Source organism: Photorhabdus sp. RM96S, from assembly GCF_042879335.1.
In the GTDB taxonomy this organism is placed as follows: Bacteria; Pseudomonadota; Gammaproteobacteria; order Enterobacterales; family Enterobacteriaceae; genus Photorhabdus; species Photorhabdus kayaii.
The window spans coordinates 108,712-131,032 of sequence record NZ_JBHFKT010000005.1 but is presented as its reverse complement, the minus strand read 5'-3'; the positions used below and the strand labels follow the sequence as shown (position 1 = coordinate 131,032).

Annotated in this window: 19 protein-coding genes, 1 tRNA gene, 1 pseudogene and 1 CRISPR repeat array; of the genes and pseudogenes, 16 read left to right on the top strand and 5 right to left on the bottom strand. The window is 42.5% G+C overall.

What is annotated here, in order from left to right; translation table 11 throughout:
• The first annotated feature begins 252 nt into the window (after nt 1-252).
• The 10 genes from ACGF49_RS04755 to ACGF49_RS04710 all read left to right on the top strand — a co-directional run bounded on the left by ACGF49_RS04755 (nt 253) and on the right by ACGF49_RS04710 (nt 10,249).
• Nucleotides 253-423 carry a transposase gene (locus ACGF49_RS04755; RefSeq protein ID WP_387489904.1) on the top strand — a complete coding sequence of 57 codons (171 nt, stop codon included), beginning with the start codon at nt 253-255 and terminating at the stop codon, nt 421-423.
• Between the two features lie 339 nt (nt 424-762).
• Entirely contained in the window at nt 763-1,911 is a 1,149-nt protein-coding gene (locus ACGF49_RS04750; protein WP_271858983.1) for a Gfo/Idh/MocA family protein, read from the top strand.
• A 14-nt stretch (nt 1,912-1,925) separates the two neighbouring features.
• Nucleotides 1,926-3,269, top strand: coding sequence for an aspartate aminotransferase family protein (locus tag ACGF49_RS04745; RefSeq protein ID WP_271858982.1), 1,344 nt, complete (start codon nt 1,926-1,928; stop codon nt 3,267-3,269).
• Nucleotides 3,270-3,274: 5 nt separating this feature from the next.
• A complete protein-coding gene (locus tag ACGF49_RS04740) occupies nt 3,275-4,039 on the top strand; it encodes a sugar phosphate isomerase/epimerase (protein WP_271858981.1) in 765 nt (254 codons plus the stop codon).
• A 1-nt stretch (nt 4,040) separates the two neighbouring features.
• On the top strand, nt 4,041-5,222 hold the full coding sequence (locus ACGF49_RS04735; protein ID WP_113024410.1) for an ABC transporter substrate-binding protein: 1,182 nt from the start codon (nt 4,041-4,043) through the stop codon (nt 5,220-5,222).
• A 15-nt stretch (nt 5,223-5,237) separates the two neighbouring features.
• Nucleotides 5,238-6,512: a DegT/DnrJ/EryC1/StrS aminotransferase family protein gene (locus ACGF49_RS04730; RefSeq protein WP_271858980.1), complete on the top strand. Its 1,275-nt coding sequence runs from the start codon at nt 5,238-5,240 to the stop codon at nt 6,510-6,512.
• Between the two features lie 2 nt (nt 6,513-6,514).
• Nucleotides 6,515-7,420 carry a radical SAM protein gene (locus ACGF49_RS04725; protein WP_181573418.1) on the top strand — a complete coding sequence of 302 codons (906 nt, stop codon included), beginning with the start codon at nt 6,515-6,517 and terminating at the stop codon, nt 7,418-7,420.
• Between the two features lie 3 nt (nt 7,421-7,423).
• Complete coding sequence (locus ACGF49_RS04720) at nt 7,424-8,215, top strand: glycosyltransferase (RefSeq protein WP_271858979.1); 792 nt, start codon at nt 7,424-7,426, stop codon at nt 8,213-8,215.
• 64 nt (nt 8,216-8,279) lie between these two features.
• Nucleotides 8,280-9,023 carry a site-specific DNA-methyltransferase gene (locus tag ACGF49_RS04715; RefSeq protein WP_349010495.1) on the top strand — a complete coding sequence of 248 codons (744 nt, stop codon included), beginning with the start codon at nt 8,280-8,282 and terminating at the stop codon, nt 9,021-9,023.
• A 452-nt stretch (nt 9,024-9,475) separates the two neighbouring features.
• Entirely contained in the window at nt 9,476-10,249 is a 774-nt protein-coding gene (locus tag ACGF49_RS04710; protein WP_271858978.1) for an inositol monophosphatase family protein, read from the top strand.
• 230 nt (nt 10,250-10,479) lie between these two features.
• On the opposite strand, the gene ACGF49_RS04705 is transcribed toward ACGF49_RS04710, so the two are convergent.
• Nucleotides 10,480-10,569: transfer RNA gene (locus ACGF49_RS04705), tRNA-Ser, on the bottom strand.
• A gap of 327 nt (nt 10,570-10,896) precedes the next feature.
• On the opposite strand from ACGF49_RS04705, the gene ghrA reads away from it, so the two are divergent.
• Nucleotides 10,897-11,838 carry a glyoxylate/hydroxypyruvate reductase GhrA gene (gene ghrA / locus ACGF49_RS04700; protein WP_113040662.1) on the top strand — a complete coding sequence of 314 codons (942 nt, stop codon included), beginning with the start codon at nt 10,897-10,899 and terminating at the stop codon, nt 11,836-11,838.
• 72 nt (nt 11,839-11,910) lie between these two features.
• Entirely contained in the window at nt 11,911-12,450 is a 540-nt protein-coding gene (locus ACGF49_RS04695; RefSeq protein ID WP_271858977.1) for a molecular chaperone, read from the top strand.
• A gap of 65 nt (nt 12,451-12,515) precedes the next feature.
• On the opposite strand, the gene ACGF49_RS04690 is transcribed toward ACGF49_RS04695, so the two are convergent.
• Both ACGF49_RS04690 and mdtH read right to left on the bottom strand, forming a co-directional pair.
• Complete coding sequence (locus ACGF49_RS04690) at nt 12,516-13,079, bottom strand: lipoprotein (RefSeq protein ID WP_387489895.1); 564 nt, start codon at nt 13,077-13,079, stop codon at nt 12,516-12,518.
• A 37-nt stretch (nt 13,080-13,116) separates the two neighbouring features.
• A complete protein-coding gene (gene mdtH / locus ACGF49_RS04685; RefSeq protein ID WP_387489892.1) occupies nt 13,117-14,322 on the bottom strand; it encodes a multidrug efflux MFS transporter MdtH in 1,206 nt (401 codons plus the stop codon).
• A gap of 187 nt (nt 14,323-14,509) precedes the next feature.
• Here mdtH and rimJ point away from each other — a divergent pair, with 187 nt between their 5' ends.
• The 4 genes and pseudogenes from rimJ (at nt 14,510) to murJ (ending at nt 19,306) form a co-directional block, all read left to right on the top strand.
• Entirely contained in the window at nt 14,510-15,094 is a 585-nt protein-coding gene (gene rimJ / locus ACGF49_RS04680) for a ribosomal protein S5-alanine N-acetyltransferase (RefSeq protein WP_387489890.1), read from the top strand.
• 222 nt (nt 15,095-15,316) lie between these two features.
• Nucleotides 15,317-15,824: direct repeats of the CRISPR family, unit length 28 nt; unit sequence GTTCACTGCCGTACAGGCAGCTTAGAAA.
• Between the two features lie 14 nt (nt 15,825-15,838).
• Entirely contained in the window at nt 15,839-16,273 is a 435-nt protein-coding gene (locus ACGF49_RS04675; RefSeq protein ID WP_387489887.1) for a DUF29 domain-containing protein, read from the top strand.
• Nucleotides 16,274-16,640: 367 nt separating this feature from the next.
• Nucleotides 16,641-17,045 (top strand): annotated as a pseudogene (locus ACGF49_RS04670) (hypothetical protein); the annotation flags it as partial.
• A 722-nt stretch (nt 17,046-17,767) separates the two neighbouring features.
• On the top strand, nt 17,768-19,306 hold the full coding sequence (gene murJ / locus ACGF49_RS04665) for a murein biosynthesis integral membrane protein MurJ (RefSeq protein WP_387489884.1): 1,539 nt from the start codon (nt 17,768-17,770) through the stop codon (nt 19,304-19,306).
• 172 nt (nt 19,307-19,478) lie between these two features.
• Here the strand turns inward: murJ and argS are convergent, their stop codons facing one another.
• Together argS and ACGF49_RS04655 are read right to left on the bottom strand one after the other, a co-directional pair.
• The gene (gene argS, locus ACGF49_RS04660) at nt 19,479-21,209 is read right to left on the bottom strand and encodes an arginine--tRNA ligase (RefSeq protein ID WP_387489882.1); all 1,731 of its coding nucleotides are present in this window, start codon (nt 21,207-21,209) and stop codon (nt 19,479-19,481) included.
• 199 nt (nt 21,210-21,408) lie between these two features.
• Complete coding sequence (locus ACGF49_RS04655; protein ID WP_228901913.1) at nt 21,409-22,146, bottom strand: cyclase family protein; 738 nt, start codon at nt 22,144-22,146, stop codon at nt 21,409-21,411.
• Between the last annotated feature and the right edge of the window lie 175 nt (nt 22,147-22,321).

Here is a 22,321-nt window from a genome sequence, read left to right as displayed (position 1 = left end):
AATGAACAGTGAACTACACTAAGTTATATATTAAAGAAGTAATAATGTCTAGAGCAGTTCCAGAGAGAAGGCAGAGATATTTCCCATATTAAGAATTTTATGAAAAACAAAGAGTTAAAGCATATTCATGACCATGTTGTACAGGAAGTTCTCTAGACCAGTGTAGGAGCTCCCCAGCTTTGCTCTGGGAGAGTAATTCCGAAGTAGCTAAGGAAGGCGTTATTCGGGCATATATGCGGAGATCTGAGCGAAGTGCTTCATCGTCTGACGGAACAGAAGCAAAGCCAGATCGAGGAAGGCCGTCTTATGTCGGATCATGTGTACATAGTGATTATGGTTACGTCGAAGTACGCGATGACGCAGATTGTCGGATTTATCAAAGGGAAGAGTGAGATTCGTATCGTGTGGACGTACATGGAGTGATCGCAAAACTACAAATAAACATTTCTGAGGGCGAGGCTATTTCGTTTTGACGGAGGAGCGAGATGAGCAAGTGATTCGTGAGTGTACATCCGTCATCAAGAGAAGAAGGATTCGGAGCTGGCCAGTTGCAGATGCCAGTTTGAGAGTTTCTCCCGTCAGGGGAGCACAAGTAATCGTTTAGTGGTTCATGTTCTGAAAGTCCTGATTTTGCTGGGGATGGTTACTGTTATTTAACTGAATCATTGTATAGATTTGATTATAAATGAAATATATTGGCTGCACCATGATAGCGGTGGTTTATTTGGTGTTTTCCCTTCATCAAGGCGGAGCGAGATAAAAATGCCAGAGATATGTCGCATTAAAGTAGGAGTAGTTGGATGTGGTGCAATTGCTCAGATCATGCACCTTCCGCATTTAAAAGACCTCAACGAGCTTTTTGAACTTAAAGCCATATGCGATTTTTCTATTCACCTTTTGAACTCTATAGGGCAAAAATATGGTATTGACGCTAACTATAGATATACCGACTACACGTCGTTTCTTGAGTCAGATATTGATGCAGTATTTGTCCTAACCGAAGGCTCTCATGCCCCGCTTGTTTCGCAAGCTTTAAAGGCAGGAAAACATGTTTTCTGTGAGAAGCCACTTTGTTTTACGGTGAAAGAAGCCGAAGAAATTGAAGGACTTTTAGAGCAAACTGACAAAATCGTAATGGTTGGCTATATGAAACGTTATGATCCTGGATTTAAATACGCTCTTGATCTTGCTAAGCAGATTGAAAACCCTCGTTATACGCAAGTGACAATTCTCCATCCGGACGAGCAGCAGTACTTCGACATGCATGGAGTTCTCCGGTTCGATGATGTATCCGAAGATGTAAAAGAAACTAAAATTCGAGAGCAAAATAGGATTGTAACTAGTGCCGTGGGGAATATTGAGGAAAACCTTAAATATGTTTACCACGATGCTATGCTCAGTAGCATGGTCCATAATATCAATGTAATCCGTACTATCTTTGGCGAACCAATCAAGGTGCTGTCAACGCAAATATGGCCTATACATTCTTGTTACCCGACCATAACTACGGTTTTAGATTACGGTGAAAGGCACCACATAATATTGACTTGGTCATACTTATCCGGGGTTCGAAACTATGTTGAAGAGCTCTCAGTGTATTCAGACTCTGAACGTATAAAGGTAAAATTCAGCTCTCCATTTTTGAAAAATGTACCAACCATAGTGTCCCAAGAATACATGCAGAACGGGAATCTAGTAACCAGTGAGGTAGAGGTTTCTTATGATAATGCATTCAAAGAAGAGCTACGAGTTTTCTATCAATGTATTACTACTAACAAAAACGTAGCTACTGATGTTATTGATGCCAAAGCAGATATAAAAATACTCCAGTCTATATTGGCAGCTAACCAGCCGAAAGGGCTTGGCGGGGAAGCCTTCGCACGACTAATTACTTCCAAAAAGTCTGAATAATTCTAGGGGATCACATGGTAAGCAGAAGGAATAAGCATCTATCTCCCACAACTCAGAAAATAATTTCGCAATTCTCGAGATACTCGCTACCAGGGGGGGCATCAATTACTGAATATGCAGGTATCGTAGTAGACCATGCTGAAAATGCGTACATTTGGGATATGGAAGGGAATCGGTACATCGACTTCTTTACTGGAGTCGGTGTTTGTAACATTGGACATTCTCACCCGAAGTTTCAAGAATGTATGATGAAGCAGCTTGCGCGGTTTACTGTCGGCAGTTTCTATACAGATGTACGTGCCCAACTCCATGAAAGTATAATGGAGTTTTTGCCGTCAAACCTGAAGCAAATGCACATGTTTTCTACTGGCAGTGAAGCGGTAGAAACCGCTATTCGATTTGCACGGGCTGCAAGCGGTCGAGAAGAAATAGTTAGTTTCTGGGGTGGTTTTCACGGCAAGACCCAAGGAGCGATAAGTCTCCATGCCGGGCCACGAAAACGAGATGTAGGCCCCTTGCCGACAGGCGCTCATCATATTCCCTACGCCTACTGTTATCGATGTCCATTAAACCTCAGCTTCCCAGATTGTCATTATGCCTGTGTTGAACTTGCAAGAAACACAATAAAACAGAGTACTACAAACAACATCGCAGCCATAATTATAGAACCTGTTCAAGGTACTAATGGAAATATCGTTCCCCCTCCGGGGTATCTTAAAGAGATACGCAATCTGGCCGACGATTTGGGGGCATTATTGATTTTCGACGAAGTAATTACGGGATTTGGAAGAACTGGGCGATTTTTCGCTTATGAACATGAGGGCGTAGTACCCGATATTTTGGTGCTTGGTAAGGCTATGGGCTCTGGTATACCCACGAGCGCAATAATTAGTGATGCAGCCCTAGTTGAAAATACGTCATTTTCTTCTCCAAGTGCTGCTTCTTCAACATTTGGTGGAAACCCTTTAGCCAGTGCAGCAGCCTTAGCAACGGTTGAAATCATCCGCGATGAACATCTAATCGAACGAAGTCGTGAGTTAGGCAAGCTAGCGGAAAGTATCATTGAGTCATGGTCCAAAGATCTGGCAGTGGTCGGGAATACTGGAATCTTAGGGCTCATGATCGGCTTAGAGTTAGTCTTTCCAGGCACAAACCGTCCTTTACCTTCTGAGGTAACGCGCCTGTTTTTTTCCTCTTTGCTGAGTCGCGGGGTTATCGCTATGGCGTATGACAGCCGGATAAGATTATATCCGCCACTATCTATCAATGATTCTGATCTCCAAGAGGGGTTGTTAGCTATACAGAGTGAACTTCAATTGCTTTCGAAGTTTATCGATGATTATCCTTTTCAGGATTAATTATTATGCGTATTGGATGTGTTATTTCTGATAGTAGACATTTAGCATGGACTGAAGAATGCGCCTTTGATTACCTAGAAATAAAAGGTGACTTTCTTCTTCAACTTTCTAGGGCCGGAAATATCGAGAAATTGTTAGGGTTAGAGCGTATATCTTTCGAAGCTATGACATCACCATTGCCGCGAGGGCTTGGCGCTAGAATTGTTGGAGATGACGCTGATCACACATATGCGCTTAACGTTTTTACGCAGATGGTTGATCTCTCTGCCACGTTAGGTGTACGAAAAATTGTTCTTGGTAGCGGCCAAGCACGTACTGTACCTAAGCATTTCAAACGGGACTGGGCATACGAGCAGCTTATTGATTTCATAAATAAAGCCAAGAGTGTGTGTATTGAGAGAAAGCAAATGCTTAGCATTGAGCCATTACACAGTGGTGAAACAAATCTAATAAACTCTTGTATTGAAGCCCAGAAGGTAGTGAGCGATATTCCTGAAGTTTCAATAACGGCTGACTGCTACCATATTTTTACCGAACAACTGAGCGTTAACGACGAACTATATAAGAGCAAAATAATGCATGCTCACACATCATACCTTCCACGTGGATCAGGAATATTTCGAGAGAAGTATCAACGGTCGTTTTTAAAAAAATTACAGTCCATTGGTTGTAATGATATATCAATAGAAGAAATATTTGATAGCAAGAGGAATATGCATGAAATGCTATTAAAAATACGCAAATTAAGCAGCAATAGCGCAGGAGGTTAAGATGACTATTTCATTTATAACAGACCAAATTACACCGGTGACAAAATCTTTTATAAAGCAGGTGGTGGACTGTTGGAATAGCAATCAATCAAATAGATCCGTTAATCTTATTTTCATAGATCATGAGGAACTTAGAGACTCGCTTGAAAGTTACCTCACCCGAGTAAGCCCGCCTGATGTTCTGACTTGGTTTTCAGGAAATCGCATGAAGTCTTTCATGGAGCGTGAACTCATGATTAAGACTGAATCAATCAAAGGAATTGAGAAGTTTTATGAGCTGCTCCAGCCTAGATTTCAGAAGATGTTTGATGAAGGAGATGCACGATATTTTGTTCCAACATCTTACTTCTGGTGGGCCATATATTATTGCCCATCAATTTTTAGACAAGTGGGAATAGACACGCCAATCAACAATTGGCAGGAACTTACCGTCGCGGCTGAAAAACTACGTTCAAGTGGTATTGTCCCTTTTTCGCTAGGTTCACGTTACCGTTGCCCTGCGGTAGCATGGTTCGACTACCTTAATATGAGGTTAAATGGCCCAGATTTTCATCAGCAACTTATGGATCTAAAAATACCATATACAGATGAAAGAATTAAAACGGTGTTTTCATTCTTTAGAAAGCTGCAAGACAACGGTTGGTTTCTCGGTAAAGCAAATTCTTATGATGAAGAAGAAGCTGTAGAGGCGGTGTTGAGTGGTAAAGCTGGAATGACTTTGATCGGAAGTTATGTCCAAGATGAATACGTGCCTTCTGACTGCATCGAAAAGCTAGATTTTTTTAGATTTCCTATAATAAATGAACATGTTGCAGTTGGAGAAGACACCCCAATAGATGGATTTTTTGCTGCGGGACGTTCAAATAATCCACGAGACGCTGGAGATTTTTTACTATATTTAGGTTCCCGGGACGTTCAAGCACTAGCAACAAAGTTAATCACAGCTTTACCTACTCGCTCAGATATTGATATTAGAAATCTTAAAGGCGATTTAGCCAAGGGGCGCGAAATAATAGATCATGCTGATAATCTTTTTCAATTTTATGATCTTGATACACCGTGGGAAATCGCTGATGTAGGCATGTCTTTTATAAATGACTTCGCTAGTTATGAGGTCGATGAGTCTATAGTTCAACATCGTATTGAAGACGCCCGCCTAAGATTTTTAGGCTGTTTTGATTAAAATGGAGAAATTTCTATGAGTGTTTCTGAACTTGTAATTACTGGAGGAAATCCGGTCCGCACTTCACCATGGCCCGCATGGCCGATCGTTACTAAGCAAACCATGGCTAACCTTGAAGCTGTAATGCTCTCGGGACGATGGGCGATTAGTGGATGCTACACTGGTGCGAAGGGCTATGAGCAAAGGTTCTGCCGAGCATTTGCTGACTACCAAGGTTCCCCTTACGCTATAGCGACTACGAATGGGTCTGCTGCGATCAAGATTGCATTGCAGGAGGTTGGTGTGGGGCCGGGGACTGAAGTTATTGTACCCGGATTGACTTGGGTAGCTTGTGCATCGACAGTTGTCGAACTGGGGGCTGTGCCAGTACTTGTGGATGTCGATCCGAACTCGCTTAGCATTTCTGTACAAGCAGCGGAAGCGGCCCTTAGTGACAAAACCGTTGCAATTCTTGTGGTGCATGCTTACTGCTCTGCCGCTGATATTGATGGCTTTATCGACCTTGCAAATCGAGCCGGTATAGCTTTGATCGAAGATTGTTCACAAGCTCATGGTGCTGAGTGGCGAGGACAAAAGCTAGGATCATTTGGGCAGCTTGGTGTTTTTAGTTTGCAGCAAACAAAGGTATTAACTTGTGGGGAAGGAGGAATTGTAACATGTGGTTCACCAGATGCTTATAGCCGTCTTCAACAGTATCGCTCAAATGGTCGAATTTACATCACTCACCCTGTGGTGGGACAATTGGAACTCGTTGAAATGGGAAAAGTATGCGGTGCTAATCATGCTTTGTCAGAAATTCACTCTGCGATCGCACTTGCTCAGTTTGAGCGATTAGATGAACAAAATGCAGTGCGTGAGGCTAATGCTTCATATTTAACGAATGCCTTAGAAACAATATCTGGTGTGAATACCGTCATTCCACCTATTGGACTGACCAGACGGACTTATTATGATTACGTGATTCAACTAGATGCTGATATTGTAGGACCGTTCTCTATACATCGAGTAGTCGAAGCGATGTCCGCAGAGCTGGGTACTTTTATTGAAACATTAGACGCGCCGATGAATTCAAATATTCTCTATAACCCGCTATTATTTAAGACTGCCAATACGAAAGAATTGATTCACCAGTTAAACCCGAAGAGATTTGATTTACCCTTTGCGCATAAAGCTTATGATACTAGTTTCGCATTTCTTCATCACCTTCTCCTAGGTACCACTAAAGATATGGATGATATTGTATCTGCCGTATTAAAAATACTAAGATGCATGGAAAAACTGCGAGGTTAAAAATGAAAAATATCCGGCTCCGAGACGGCAAAGTTTTTAACCCTGAGGGAATTGAGATTAACGCAGTCTTGCATTGCAACATGAGTTGTAAGTCTTGTGCGCATTTGTCGCCTTTGTTTAGAAAAAAAAATGCCGACCTTGGCATGATGCGTCGCTATTTAGAAATTCTCAGTCACTCGTATCATGCATCTTATGTGAAAATTATGGGAGGTGAACCACTTTTAAATCCAAACTTACTTGAGTTGATCAAAGCGGCGGCTAGCTCCGGTATTGCTGATGAAATTTTGTTAACTACAAATGGAACACTTCTTCACAAGGCACCAGAAGAATTGTGGGAGATAATAGATAGCCTTGAGCTTTCACTTTACCCTAGCAGACTACCTAACGAGGAAAAGATTGAATCCTTCAAGTCCAAAGCTGCGTCACATAAAGTTAAATTACTGATTAACTATTACGATAATTTCCGTTTCAGTTACTCAGAAAAAAGAAATGAAGATTTTCCCCTAGTTCAAGATGTTTACGATACTTGTAAGATGGCTCATTTCTGGCATTCGCACACGGTTATAGACGGTTGGTTTTTCCTTTGTCCTCAGAGCGTTTTTATCCCACAGCAAGGTATAGCTGGGGGTTGGAATAGTGAAGTAGATGGTCTTCGTATTAGCAGTGAACCGGGGTTCGTAGAATCCCTGTATAAATTTCTTACACGTTCGCAACCGCTTAAGGCTTGCGAGTATTGTTTGGGGAGTGTCGGAAAACTTCACTCACATAGGGAATTACGAAGAGCCGACTGGCGACCACTAGAGAAATATGAAGATCTAGTTAGCCGTGAGTTTTTAGAAGTTTGCCGAAAAGACATAACAACCGATGATGGCTGTGTGCGGTCATCCGAAATTTACCTAGTGGAGTAGATTATGGCTGGAATTTCAGTAATTACGCTGACACGTTATAGGCCAATAGAGGTTAGAAGGGCGATACTGAGTGTGCAGCGCCAGACTGAGTCTGCTGCGGAACATATTGTGCTGGTCGATGGGGATCGTTGGATTGAGGAAAGTATAAAAGAGTTTATTGATTCTAGTGGTATTGATCGATGTAAGGTTCACTTTGTGCCTCGGGCATCAAATGATGTGTCTGGCCCCGGCCGATCGTCGGTTTTAAGGAACATAGGGATACACATGGCGGAGAATCCTTGGATAGCTTTCCTTGACGATGATAATGAATGGTTGCCCAATCATCTGTCGTCACTCAAGGCACTTGCCTTCCAGAGCGATTCTCCTGCGGTATATTCAGAAGTCGCTCTTTTAACTACTACGGGGGAACCGTATCTCGAACATAGATGGCCTTGGGCGCGCACACGTGAGGAAGGTGAACAGAAGTATTGGGCTTATGTGGAGCAAAGAGTCTTAGTTCCGGGGTCCAATGTGATCCATGACCGCCCTGAAGTTCGAGATGTGCCGGTTGATACGAGCGCTTGGCTTTTGGACCGAGATTTGCTCTTGTCCGTGCCATTTCATGAAAAGTTTAGCATAGATGACGCTAGAACGCTTACAAGTGAGGATGACAAACTGTTCCACTCGCTACTCGAACGCGAAGTGCGGTTCGCATGTACCTATCAGCCTACTTTGCTTTATTACTTGGGAGGGTATTCTAATAGTGGTGCCACAGTACGAACAGGCGAGACCATTGAATGGTCAAACACCGAATAATAAATCTTTGGTATAGGAGGGATGTTTAATGATCAAGGATATATGTATTGAGACGGATTTAGGGGTGTACCTATGGGGCGATAGTTTATCTGTCATGCGTGATATTTCGGATGGCAGCGTTGATGCAGTGATATGTTCTCCACCCTTTGAAGGAGACTTGAGTATTCGTGATGCTGACCGATTGGGAGAAAGGTTTGTCAATTGGTTTGCGAAGTTTCTTAATGAGTTCGAACGATTATTGACCACTCATGGAGTAGTTGCGTTTGAGCTTGGCGGTATGTGGCTTGATGACGCGTCGGGCAAGTCTATACAACAGTCTTCTTTTTTGCGGTACCTGATTTCTCGCGGCTGGAAGTTAATTCAGGAGCTTTTTTACTTTAATCCTCAACTCCTTCGTCCTCAGCCTAACGTTGGATTATCTCGGTTGCCAGACTCGATTACTCCAATCTGGGTGGTGAGTAGAGATTATACTGGATATTACCAAGTGTCGGTCGCTGAGCGAGAGCCGTATGCGCGATATATTCGAGGAAATTTGCTTGAATTTGATACCTCGGATAAGTATGACCAACAGTATGAACTATTTCTTGCGGAAAGAGGAGAAAGTGCCTACGTGGATCGTTGGCCGAGTATTCTTCCGGCTTTTTTAATTGAACTATTGACGATGCCTGACCAGACCATTTTAGACCCTTTTGCAGGTACTGGTGCCACTTGTCATGCGGCGAATCGCCTTGGACGTCATTGGATTGGTATCGAGCGCGACAGATCTCTTTCTCGGCATGTAGATGCAATGTTCTCTAACCTTGTTTGAGTTCTAACTTCATTGAAGGTAGCCCATGTTGTTAGACCAAGAAGGGGAACTGATCCATGAATCCCATCTATAGGGGGCTGATTTAGGCTGGTAGGTTGAAAAAAGCGGCCAATGGATATACCGAACCTACCGCCACTGCGCTATATCTCTACTCTACCAGATGGGTTGGGTCGTCGAGGAAACCTGATTGAGTACTCTATCGGGTTTGTCAGCCTTGCCTTTGGGCTGAAGCAGCTAGGCTTCGGCGAACTTGGGTCGTGCATGTGCCAAGCAACCGGTATGGGTGATGCCGTTGCGGCGTAAGCGCTCCGCATGCGCTTGGCATAGCCTTTGTAGCTATCGGTGACGGTGAACCGCATTAAATTTGAAGGTTCCTCCAGCCACCTTGATGGCAGTGACTCTCAACAGCATTTAAGTTGTCATCACGCCGCCAGACTTACGCAGGAGAAAATATGGAAACTTGCCTTACAAAAGAAATCATTACAAGTCTAGTTACGCGTTGTGCTACAGCTGCACGTGAGGCAGCTAGATATCTGCCTAGTACTACGAGTCAAGAGTACTTAATAGCGGCCAGTAAAGGACCTTATCGAGAGGAAGTAACAATATACGATAAAGAGCTTGAGGAAAAAATTCTGCAAAATTTAATATTGTCAGACAAGGATGACGGCTATTTGGGAGAAGAGACAGGTCACTACAATGGGAGTTCTGGAATTAAATGGATAATTGATCCAATTGATGGAACATCAAATTTTATTCGCCGAATTCCAGCCTATGCTATTTCAATAGCAGCTGAAGTCGATGGAAAAGTTGTCGCGGGAGCGATATATGATCCATCTCATCGAGATATCTTTACAGCCGGCCTCGGTTTAGGCGCTAGATGCAATGGTTATAAAATTAAATCCAGTAACACTTTTAATCTATCAGACGCCATTGTATCGACTGGTTTCTCGAAAAATCCAGAAATTCGTCGAAAGCAGGCTAAAATAATATCTAGACTTCTGACTGAAGTGCGAGATATTCGAAGTTGTGGCTCGGCTGCCTTGGACCTTTGCTGGCTCGCAGCGGGGAGATTAGATGCTTACTACGAGCATGACCTAGGCTATTGGGATTTAGCCGCAGGATCGTTAATAGCCAGCGAAGCCGGAGCAGATATACTAGTTCAAGGTAATTTCGTTATTGGGGCCGCTCCAGCGATATCACAGAAACTTAATATTCTCTTGAAGTAGTCGTCCTGCAAAATTCTTACACCCGCATGACCTCACGGCGCATAAGGAGATTGCCAATGGGTGGCAAGAGTGTACTAGGTTTCGTATGCTTGGCTCTACGGGCCGCCGTTGGCGGTCCAAAACGGCAGGTCGTTTTGTCAAACCCTAGTCGAGGGTTCTCGACCCTCCCTGCATCAGGGGTATATACAAGAAAAAAGCCCAGGTATTTAACCTGAGCTTTCTTTCGAATTTGGCGGTGAGGGAGGGATTCGAACCCTCGATACGTTTTCACGTATACACACTTTCCAGGCGTGCTCCTTCAGCCTCTCGGACACCTCACCATTTTTTTCATTCCAGCAACTTTGTCTAACATCGTCGCTGCAACGGGGCGCTACTATAGGGAAAAGCGTTACAAGCGTCAACACTCTTCTGATATTTTTCTTTGGTTTTTTGATTGGTTAGCTAAATAAGAGTCAATTCGGTGGATTGATATCCACCTGATGCCGATGAAATAGAAAATGTACAAGTCCTTTGATAAGAAAAAAATGAATTCGTTAACTACTTAACATTCTCAAAATTTTCGTAATGATGATTAACAAAGGGACTTGCAACCTACACTCAATCATCAGATAACCCTGTATGAAAATGTAAGATGAGGATAAATAGTCATGGAGATTATCTTTTACCACCCCTTTTTTGATGCTGCTCAGTGGATTCAAGGTATGCAGCAACGATTGCCCAATGTCAATATCCGCCAATGGAAACGCGGCGATAATAAGCATGCGGATTATGCAATGGTTTGGGCTCCCCCCTATGAGATGTTGGAAAATCGCTCTGGATTGAAGGGGATTTTTATTTTAGGCGCAGGAGTAGAGGCGATTTTAAAGCAGGAACAGCAAAAACCAGGGATGTTACCCGCCGGTGTGCCACTGATGCGGCTTGAAGATGCAGGCATGGGGCTGCAAATGCAGGAGTATGCGGTAGCAACGGTTTTACATTATTTGCGACGCATGGATGAGTATAAGCTGCAACAAGGGCAGAGGATGTGGAAACAACTCGAACCTCATGATCGCAAGGATTTTGTTGTGGGTGTGTTGGGCGCCGGTGTTCTGGGCAGCCGTGTTGCACAGACGTTAGTTGAATGGGGCTTTATTGTGCGTTGTTGGAGCCGTACTCCAAAACAGGTTAATAATGTAGGTAACTTTCACGGTGAAGATCAATTGGGCGATTTTCTCTCCGGTAGCAAGGTGCTTATCAATTTGCTGCCCGATACACCAAAAACCCGTGGTATTCTGAATTTATCGCTGTTTAGCCAGCTAAAACCAAAGTCATATCTGATTAATATCGCACGAGGAGCCCATTTAATAGAACATGATCTGTTGGTGGCGATTGATAAAGGTTATATCGCTGGAGCTTCATTGGATGTGTTTGTTGAGGAACCACTACCAGAGATGCACCCATTCTGGACTCACCCCCGTATAACGGTGACGCCACATATTGCGGCTATTACTATTCCCGATATTGCTATGGATACGATTAGTGAAAATATTCGACGAATTGAAAAAGGGGAATTATCAACCGGCGTTGTGGATATAAAACTAGGATATTAATAACGTCTCTTTACAATAGGGGCGGCTATTGGAGACAATAACAGCAAAATTGCTATTTATTTGGAAACTGAGATGAATGAATTTTCAATAGTCTGCCGTATTTTAGGGACTTTATTTAATCGTCAACCGCAAGACCCGATTTTGAAACCACTTCTGACGATGATTGTCGAAGGTAAATTGAAGCAATCATGGCCATTGGAGCAAGATGCATTGTTGGATCGTTTGCAACAAAACTGCGATCTATCCGCAATGCAAGCTGATTATATGGCACTGTTTTATGGAGATAATGCTAACGTACCAGACCGCCGTTCTGACTATACCGGGGAGAGTGAAAACGATATTCGTCAATTTTTGACTGAACGAGGAATGCCATTGTCCGATGGGCCAGTCGATCAGTTTGGTTCTCTGTTATTAGGGGCTTCATGGCTGGAAGATCAGGCAGCAGAAGATGAGGTTCAGGGGCAAATTGTGCTGTTTGATGAATATTTGCTGCCATGGTGTGGGCAATTTCTGGGGAAAGTGGAAGCCCATGCAATAACTGTTTTCTACCGGACATTAGCAATGATAACCCGTGAAGCATTACAGGCGTTAAGAGAAGAACTGGATTCTTAATTTTTAAATGATAAAAAGGCAAATAATGTCGAATTATTTGCCTTTTTACTATATTTTGATGAAAATTATTTATCGGTCAGCATAATAACTAATTTGCCAGGTTTCACTTCTAACCTTTTTGCTAATGTTTTAGCCGCGGCTTCAGCTTTACTGTGATCTGCTTTTATTACATAAATAGGATGAATATCAAAGAAAGCACTGAGTGATTTATTCAGATAAGGAAGTAATGCGTTAATCGGTTTTTCCATTTTTTCCTGCGTAATTTGGTAATCAACGATTTCCAACTCTTTCAGAAAAATAGCCCCTTTTTCCTGCTCAAAAACAGGTTGTGCTTTCAGGGTGAGTTTCATATCGGCTTTAGCTGGGCCAAGCAAGGATGTAATATTTACATTTGCACGGCCAGTTAACGCTATTTTGTTTGGTTCTGTTCGACCAATTTGGCTGGATAGTTCTGTCAATTCAATATCCGCATTGGCAATACCATGTAATTCGATCTGTTTCTGGTAATGGACGTGTTTTGCTAGATAACCATTAATTAACTCTTCGCTGATACTGACATCTTTGAACTGATCACAACCACTGATTAACCCCGCTAGCAGCAAGACTGCCCCCAAGAAAAATTTTCTCATATCGACTCCTTTATTTTGGAGGGCAGATTTTACCTCATTAATTGCCACTCAGCATGGCAGATTCAATCTTACGTTGGTTAAATTGACGGTGCAGGGCATACAGCGTTATCAAGCCAATAATCCCAAGCAGAAACCAAGGTAATTGCGGAATGTTCAGCGCATGGCCGGTATCATATAACCAACCACCGCCGGTATAACCCAAGGCGCCACCCAATGCCAGACCAAGACGGCTGAATCCCATATAACTACCACGCGCACGTGGATCAGCTAGTGAAGCACTTAATGTCTCACGGGCAGGTTCAGCGGTGATGGTGCCGAGATAGAACAGGCAAATAAGGCCAAACAAGGTATTTATTTCACCAATCAAACCGACAGGGAACATACTCAGGCTCATCAGGAAAAGCCCGGCCATTAGACGCTGTTCTAGCCGGAATCGTTTTTCGCTCCAACGGGCGATCGGATACAGCAAAGTGAGCGATAGGGTTGCTTCAATTGCGTACATCCATTTTACCGCAGCGGGTGTTCCGGCGATTTCGTTGACGATAATCGGGAACATTAACATCACCTGGACAGACAGCATAAAGTAGCCGGTCAACGTCAACACATAGGTGAAGAAGCGACGATCTTTAATAACGCGCTCCATCCCTTCCCAGATGGGAGTGCGGGTAGTAGAAATCCGGTAGGCAGGGAGGAATAATGCATTCCAGATGGCTGCCAGAACGAAAACACCGGCACCTGTCCAGCAGACAAGTTGGAAATCATATTGCAGCAGCCAGCTACCAATCAGTGCGCCGATAACCGCACCGGCACTGTCCTGCATCAACAGCAGCGAGAAGAAGCGGCCACGTTCGTGCGGTCGGGTTAGTTTGATGACCAGTGCGGTCCGGGGAGGATCAAATAAGGTACCCCCCAGTGCGGATAATATGCAGGCGAACCACAGTATCCACGGTTCGGTGGCTAAGGCGATTAAAGCAAAACCAAGAGCGCGTAACAGCATGCCGGTGACGATCATCGGCTTCGCGCCAAAACGGTCTGCAATTGCGCCACCAAAAATACCTAAACCTTGTTGTACAAACTGACGTAAACCAAGCGCAAAACCGACAACCAGCGCCGCCCAACCCAGTTGCTCAACGAAATGTATTGATATTAAAGGAAAAACGACGAAGAAACCTAGAACGACCAGCATGTTATCGAATAACAGGAAGTACTTACCCAGGCTACGTGCTTGTGAAACCAGTGACATTGCTCACCATTGGAGTAGTAAGAAGAGAGGAAATATAGTTCTTTATATATTCTGTACTTAATTCGGACATTAGGATAGTGAATCATGGATAATATTTTTTTGTCGTAAGGTAATGACTGGAAGCTGTTTTTTACAGATAAATAACTTAAATTTTTAACGGATAAATTAACATAGTTAGGGAGAAATAATGTTTGGTTATCGTTCCACTTTACCGAAAGTTCGTCTGATCACGGAACGAATGGTGGTGCGTTTGGTGTACGAGCGGGATGCTTATCGTTTGGCTGAGTACTATTCAGAGAATCACGAGTTTCTTAAACCTTGGGAGCCGACCAGAGATAGAAGTTATTGTCAGCCTTCCGGTTGGATAAATCGATTGAATTTAATCATAGAAATGCAAAGGCAGGGTGCGGCTTTTCATTTTCTGCTGCTTGATTCAAATGAGAATGAAGTTATTGGTATTGCCAATTTCAGTAATATTCTGCGTGGTGCTTTTCATGCTTGTTATTTGGGATATTCGCTTGGTGAAAAGTGGCAGGGAAAAGGGTTGATGTATGAAGCCTTACAACCAGCTATCCGTTATATGCAACGCCAACAGGGGATGCATCGGATTATGGCTAATTATATGCCGGATAATCATCGTAGTGGGAAGTTGTTGGAACGATTGGGTTTTGAACGTGAAGGCTATGCTAAGAAATACCTGATGATTAATGGCGTTTGGCAGGATCACGTATTAACCGCATTGACAGATGAAAAATGGAGTGGAAAAAGTTGATTGTTAACCTGTGCTGTCACCAGATAAAGTAAATTGGTCATGATGAATTAAATCACCATTGAAAATCTGCCTTCTCCACACCTTATTTTTGACCCTTTTTTGAGGGTGGATTTTAATCTATTGATTTTTAATGGAATATTATTTCTCTTGTAAAAAAGGGTTTTTTCATTGTTTTATCAATATATGCTTTAACTGTCAGTAGCTTAAAGTTAATATGTAACAGTTCACTGCCGTACAGGCAGCTTAGAAATTCGGCAACTACAATAACTATTTCAATGGCATGTTCACTGCCGTACAGGCAGCTTAGAAAAATTCACTGAGCTGGCATTGTGGCATCTTGATGTTCACTGCCGTACAGGCAGCTTAGAAATATTAAAGATTCTCAAGCTTTCACATCGGAAAGTTCACTGCCGTACAGGCAGCTTAGAAAAAACATCAAAGGAGCGTTGTCCAAATCAGTATGTTCACTGCCGTACAGGCAGCTTAGAAAGCCACGCAAGTGATACGGGATGGCTCTCCTACGTTCACTGCCGTACAGGCAGCTTAGAAATGACTCCTGACAATTTGTGATAAAATCTTACAGTTCACTGCCGTACAGGCAGCTTAGAAATTGCTAGCTTTAATGTGCAGATAAACGGAGCAGTTCACTGCCGTACAGGCAGCTTAGAAAATTTTAAAAGGTGGGACAACAAAACTGCCATAGTTCACTGCCGTACAGGCAGCTTTATATTAACGGAGGCAACTATGAGTTATACCCGTTACGAAACTGATGTGGTCGTTTGGGCGAATGAGCAAGCAGCATTATTGCGTGCAGGTAAATTCTCTGAGATCGATATAGTTAATATTGTCGAGGAAATTGAGGATGTGGGTAAGAGTGAAAAACGTGAACTAGCAAGTCGTATGGCAGTTTTGTTGTCCCATCTTTTGATGTGGCAATTCCAGCTTGAGCGTCGTGGTTCAAGTTGGCAACGAACTATTAAGGAACAGCGAAAGGCACTGGCATTGCATATAAAAGAGACACCCAGCTTGAAAAGCACAATTGCTGATGAAAACTGGTTTGCCAAAGTTTGGGCTGATGCAGTTTCTTCCGCTATCGATGAAACAGGGCTGGATATGTTCCCGGATGAATGTATCTGGAATATAAATCAGATCTTTTCCCAAGAGTTCTATCCTGAGTAAGCTTCAATAAGTTGACTTATTTGACGCACTGACTTCGGTTGGTGCATTTTTTGAAGTGGCTATTTGAGCTTTTTGTAGTAAGGCTAAGAGCCTATCTCAATAGGCGTAATTGTTGCAGGCCATTCTTATCAATGAACAGTGAACACGGACAGCGCGGAAAAACCGGAGCGTACACGTAGTACGTGAGGATTTTGAGCACTGCCCAGGTTCGCTCTTTATGGCAAAGAAGGGCAAATAAAATAGCCCTATTGAGATAGGCAGTAAGTACAATGCTACATTGGCAGCTGATAAAAGTTAATGATTTCTAGTGCATAAGCATGAATTTATGTATACTCGCCGCTTTTGTTAGCAAAGTGAATAATTAACCATGAATAATATTGCTGCCTTATCTTTATCTTTGGCTGCTGTGATGTTTACTAGCGGTTGCGCTACGATCGTGGGTGATAAAACTCAGCATGTTCAGGTTGATAGTAATCCATCAGGGGCCACATTCTCTATCAAAGATGAATTAGGTAGGGTTGTTGCTCAAGGGAAAACGCCTCAAGATGTACTTTTAGAGAAATCCGATGGAAGTTATTTTGGTAAGAAAGACTATCTGGTTACTTTTATTAGAGAGAATTCTGAGTCTGTAACATTACCAATTAAGGCGAGCGCCAATGGTTGGTACATTGGGGGTAATTTTTTATTTGGTGGTTTAATTGGTTGGCTCTTATTTGATCCATTTAATGGCGGGATGTATACGTTGCATCCAAAAGCAGTGAACGCCCATTTACCTCAAAAACCAGTGAGTGCTGAAGTGCCTCAGAAACCAGTGAATACGGGGTCATCTCAGAATCAGGTAACAAATACAATTATTCTAATGGTAGATCCTAATAAGGCGGTAGACCCTAATAAGATATTAGATTCTAATAAACAGGTACCACCGTTAGGTTAAGCCAAAATGTCCGGTTGGACAATCTGGTAAATATATGACAATAAGCCCTTTCATTTTCTGAAAGGGTTTTTTAACTCCATTTTGCTTTTTTATGGTAAATAACAGTTAAGAGCTTATGATTTTTGAAATTATAATGAGTGGTAGATTCACATAATAAGTGCAATATCGTTACTCTGGAAATAGACATGTCCGTATTTCTTTAAATAATTCATTGGATATTTTATTATTGGATAATTGTCATGAAAATAATTTGAATGGTTTCTTTATTCCATAAAATAGATATTATTCTGATTGGTCTATTTAATAATAGGAATTGAATTGAAAAAACAGATAAATAAAGAGTGAGTAAAAATAAATATTCATATAACTTGAGTCTGTACATGATTTGGCATTCAATAATAATTTATTTATTCTAAAGGAATATTCTTTTTTTTAAGAAGGTTTTTTTATTGTTTTATCAATATACGCTTTAACTGTCAGTAACTTAAAGTTAATATGTAACAGTTCACTGTCGTATAGGCAGTTCGGAAATCAACTAACATGATTTTGAGATAAATACGATGAATTTATTGAAATCGCTGGCTGCGGTTAGTTCTATGACCATGTTCTCTCGGATTTTGGGCTTTATCCGAGATGCCATTATTGCCCGCATATTTGGGGCAGGTGTTGCAGCGGATGCTTTTTTTGTTGCATTTAAATTGCCTAATTTACTGCGCCGTATTTTTGCAGAAGGCGCCTTTTCTCAGGCATTTGTGCCTATTTTGGCGGAATATAAGAATCAGCAAGGTGATGAAGCGACTCGGACGTTTATTGCTTATGTTTCCGGTATGTTGACGTTAATTCTGGCAATTGTTACCGTGTTGGGCGTTTTAGCGGCACCGTGGGTGATTTATGTTACCGCACCAGGTTTTACCGACACCACCGATAAATTTACGCTGACAACAAATCTGTTAAGAATTACTTTCCCCTATATTTTTCTGATATCACTGGCCTCGTTGGTAGGCGCAATATTAAATACCTGGAATCGATTTTCTGTTCCTGCCTTCGCTCCGACGTTACTTAATATCAGCATGATTGTGTTTGCATTATTTGTCGCCCCTTATTGTAATCCGCCGGTGATGGCATTAGGTTGGGCGGTTGTTGCTGGAGGGATTTTGCAACTTTTATATCAGCTTCCTCATTTAAAAAAGATCGGTATGCTGGTATTACCGCGTATTTCTTTCCGCGACAGTGGCGTATGGCGGGTTATGCGGCAGATGGGGCCAGCACTTCTTGGGGTTTCAGTCAGCCAGATTTCATTAATTATTAATACGATTTTCGCCTCATTTCTGGTGTCCGGTTCTGTCTCCTGGATGTATTACGCCGACCGTTTGATGGAATTACCTTCAGGTGTATTGGGTGTTGCGCTTGGGACAATTCTTTTACCTTCACTGGCGAAAAGTTTTTCCAGCGGAAATCATGAGGAGTATACCAAATTAATGGATTGGGGGTTGAGGCTCTGTTTTTTATTAGCGCTGCCTTGTGCTGTTGCTTTAGGTATGCTGGCAGAACCTTTAACAGTCTCTCTATTTCAATACGGTAATTTTACTGCATTTGATGCAGCAATGACCCAAAAAGCGTTAATTGCTTACTGTTTTGGATTGATGGGGCTAATTATTGTCAAGGTGTTGGCGCCGGGTTTTTATTCTCGTCGAGATATTAAAACCCCGGTAAAAATTGCGATTGTCACTTTGATTCTGACTCAGCTAATGAACCTTGCTTTTGTTGGCCCGCTGAAACATGCCGGGTTAGCCTTGTCTATTGGCCTGGCATCTTGTTTCAATGCTAGTATGCTTTACTGGCAATTACGTAAGAAAGATATTTTTAAGCCGTTAGCGGGTTGGAGGGTGTTCTTATTTAAACTAGTTGTGGCAATTGCGGTAATGATTGCCGTATTAACTGTTACTTTATGGTTGATGCCAGCATGGGAGCAGGGAAATATGGCTATGCGCTTATTGCGATTGATGGTGGTGGTTATCGCCGGAGCAAGCAGCTATTTTGCTGCGTTGGTGCTGATGGGTTTTCGGCTAAAAGATTTTGCCCACCGCGGTTTCCAATAAATTCAGGTATTCCAGCAGTTATTTAAATTTAGGTGGAGTTTTGATGATAGAAAATTGCTAGGGTACGTTTCTTGCCAGAATTGAATACCAGGTATAAAAAGATCTTAACAGGCGTGATAGGAAGGAGTATGCCCAATCACGCCAATTTTTCAGAAAAACAGCAATTATCCTGTTACATCCGCTCTACCGTCTCAATACCCAATGTATTCAGACCTTGCTTCAATGTCTTAGCGGTCAGGAGCGCCAGTTTCAGGCGGCTTTGACGCAACTCTTCGCTTTCCGCATTGAGGATTTGGCAGTGTTCATAGAAACAGGAGAATAGACCAGCCAAATCGTACAGGTAAGCACACATCACATGTGGTGTACCTTCACGGGCGACGGTGGTAATGGCCTCTTCAAATTGTAACAAACGGGTGGCCAATGTTTGTTCACGATCTTCATTTAGGATAACCGGTAGGGTCAGACTGCTTTCATCGATTTCGGCACGTTTAAAGATGGAGGCAACACGGGTGTAAGCATATTGCATATAAGGCGCGGTATTGCCTTCAAAGGCGAGCATATTATCCCAATCGAAGATGTAATCTGTGGTACGGCTCTTGGAGAGATCAGCGTATTTCACGGCACCGATACCGACAGCTGCAACCACTTTTTTCAATTCATCTTCTGGCATATCCGGGTTCTTTTCACGGATAAGAGTGTTGGCACGTTCAATAGCTTCATCCAATAGATCGGTCAATCTGACAGTACCACCGGAGCGAGTTTTAAATGGTTTGCTATCTTTGCCCAACATCATGCCGAACATATGGTGTTCCAGTGACACGGATTCTGGTACATAACCCGCTTTACGAACGATGGTCCAGGCTTGCATCAAATGTTGATGTTGACGGGAATCGATGTAGTAAAGAACGCGGTCCGCGTGCAGGGTTTCATAACGGTATTTTGCGCAGGCGATATCGGTTGTGGTGTAAAGATAACCCCCATCCTTCTTCTGGATAATAACGCCCATCGGTTCACCTTCTTTGTTTTTATACTCATCAAGGTAAACCACGGTTGCTCCATCGCTTTCCACTGCCAGCCCTTGCTGTTTCAGATCAGCGACGATACTGGGCAGCAGATCGTTGTACAGACTTTCACCCATGACAGAATCTTTAGTCAGCGTGACATTCAGACGATCATAGGTTTGCTGATTTTGGGCCATCGTGATATCCACTAGCTTGCTCCACATGGTACGGCAATATTCATCACCGCCTTGTAGTTTTACGACATAGCTACGGGCGCGGATGGCAAACTCTTCATCTTCATCGTAATGCTTTTTGGCTTCGCGATAGAAAGCTTCTAGATCGGACAATGCCATATCGCTGGCATTTTCGTTTTGCACTTTTTCCAAATAGGCAATTAGCATACCGAACTGGGTTCCCCAGTCACCCACATGGTTAGCGCGGATAACCTTATGGCCGAGGAATTCAAGTGTACGGACGGCGGCATCACCAATAATCGTGGAGCGCAAATGACCAACGTGCATCTGTTTCGCAACATTGGGGGCGGAATAATCGACAACAATAGTTTGTGGTTTGGCTGGCGTAACGCCCAGCTTTTCATCTTTCAGTGCAGTTTCGATATTGGCTGCAATCCACGCTTTATCAAGGAAAATATTGATAAAGCCGGGGCCAGCGATTTCAACTTTACTGGCGATACCTTGCAGATTTAGCAGGTTAACAACTTTTTCTGCCAGTTGTCGGGGAGGCATACCCACTTTTTTCGCGGCGGCCATAATACCATTGGCCTGATAGTCGCCAAATTGCGCTTTCGCGGATTGGCGGATGTGAGCTTCGCTGTCGGCTGGAGCACCTGCTGCAATCAGCGCTTGGCTGACTTTTTCTGAAAGAATCGCCTGAATATTCACCTGGTTACCTTAAATGACGAACAAGAAATAGGTATATTGTAGCAAACAATATCCTTTGCAAAATGGTTCATAATAAAAAACGGCTGGTTTTATACCATATTCAACACATGACATACCACTTTACTGTTGTTTTGTGCCAAGTTGCGAAGATAAAAAACGCGTCTTCTCGAAAAATCATCTAATGGCCTCTAGGAAACAGTCACGGGAGTATGGCAAACGAACGAACAGGAAAACCAGAGGCTTTTTTAGGTTTGGCTACAATGTTGAAAATAACTGCGCCACGTACAGGTACTTGGTCCAAATTAGCTAAAAGTTCTATCTGATAAGTATCTTGCTTTAAGACATAATCTTCGCCCAACAAGGCATTATTCTTTCTAAAATCTTTAGCGGCGTCGGTATCAAATGTTTCATGTCCGATGGCTTTAATATGACGCTCCTCAAATAAAAACTTGAGGGCATCTATTCCCCACCCAGGTATTTGGTTATTGCCAGAATCATCTTTATTGTCCATTTTTTCATGAGATGGCCAGCGTTTACTCCAGTCAGTTCTGAGCGCAACGAAAGTACCTGCTTCAATAATTCCATATTCTTCTTCAAATTTAAGAATATCTTCTTTAGAAAGTGAAAAGTTGGGGTCCTGTTTTGCTCTTTCTGAGTGATCAAGCACGATTAAAGGTAAAACCAATTCTTTTAATTCCAGTTCATCAACATAACGGGTACTAGGAACAAAATGGCAGGGAGCATCAATGTGAGTCCCATATTGGCCGGGAAAAGAAAATTGCTGAACAAAAAAGCCATCTTTGTAATCAAAAAGTGTTTTAACCTCTGCTGAATCAAGCATAAAAAAATGTGGAGAATCTTTATCGAAGCTATGCGTCAAATCGACCCATTTTTTTGACTTCAATAAAGTGAGCGCTTGTAAGATGCTATTTGACATAAAAAACCTCATTTTTGATAATTTATTGATGTTATTTTTACCACTATTGCATGATTAATGCTGTAAGATTTGTTGCCGTAAATAGTGATGTTCCTCATGTTTTATTCACTTTTATTGTTCCAGTAATGAACATACGAAATAAAGGCATAATAGATTTAAAGGCGGCCGGACTCGT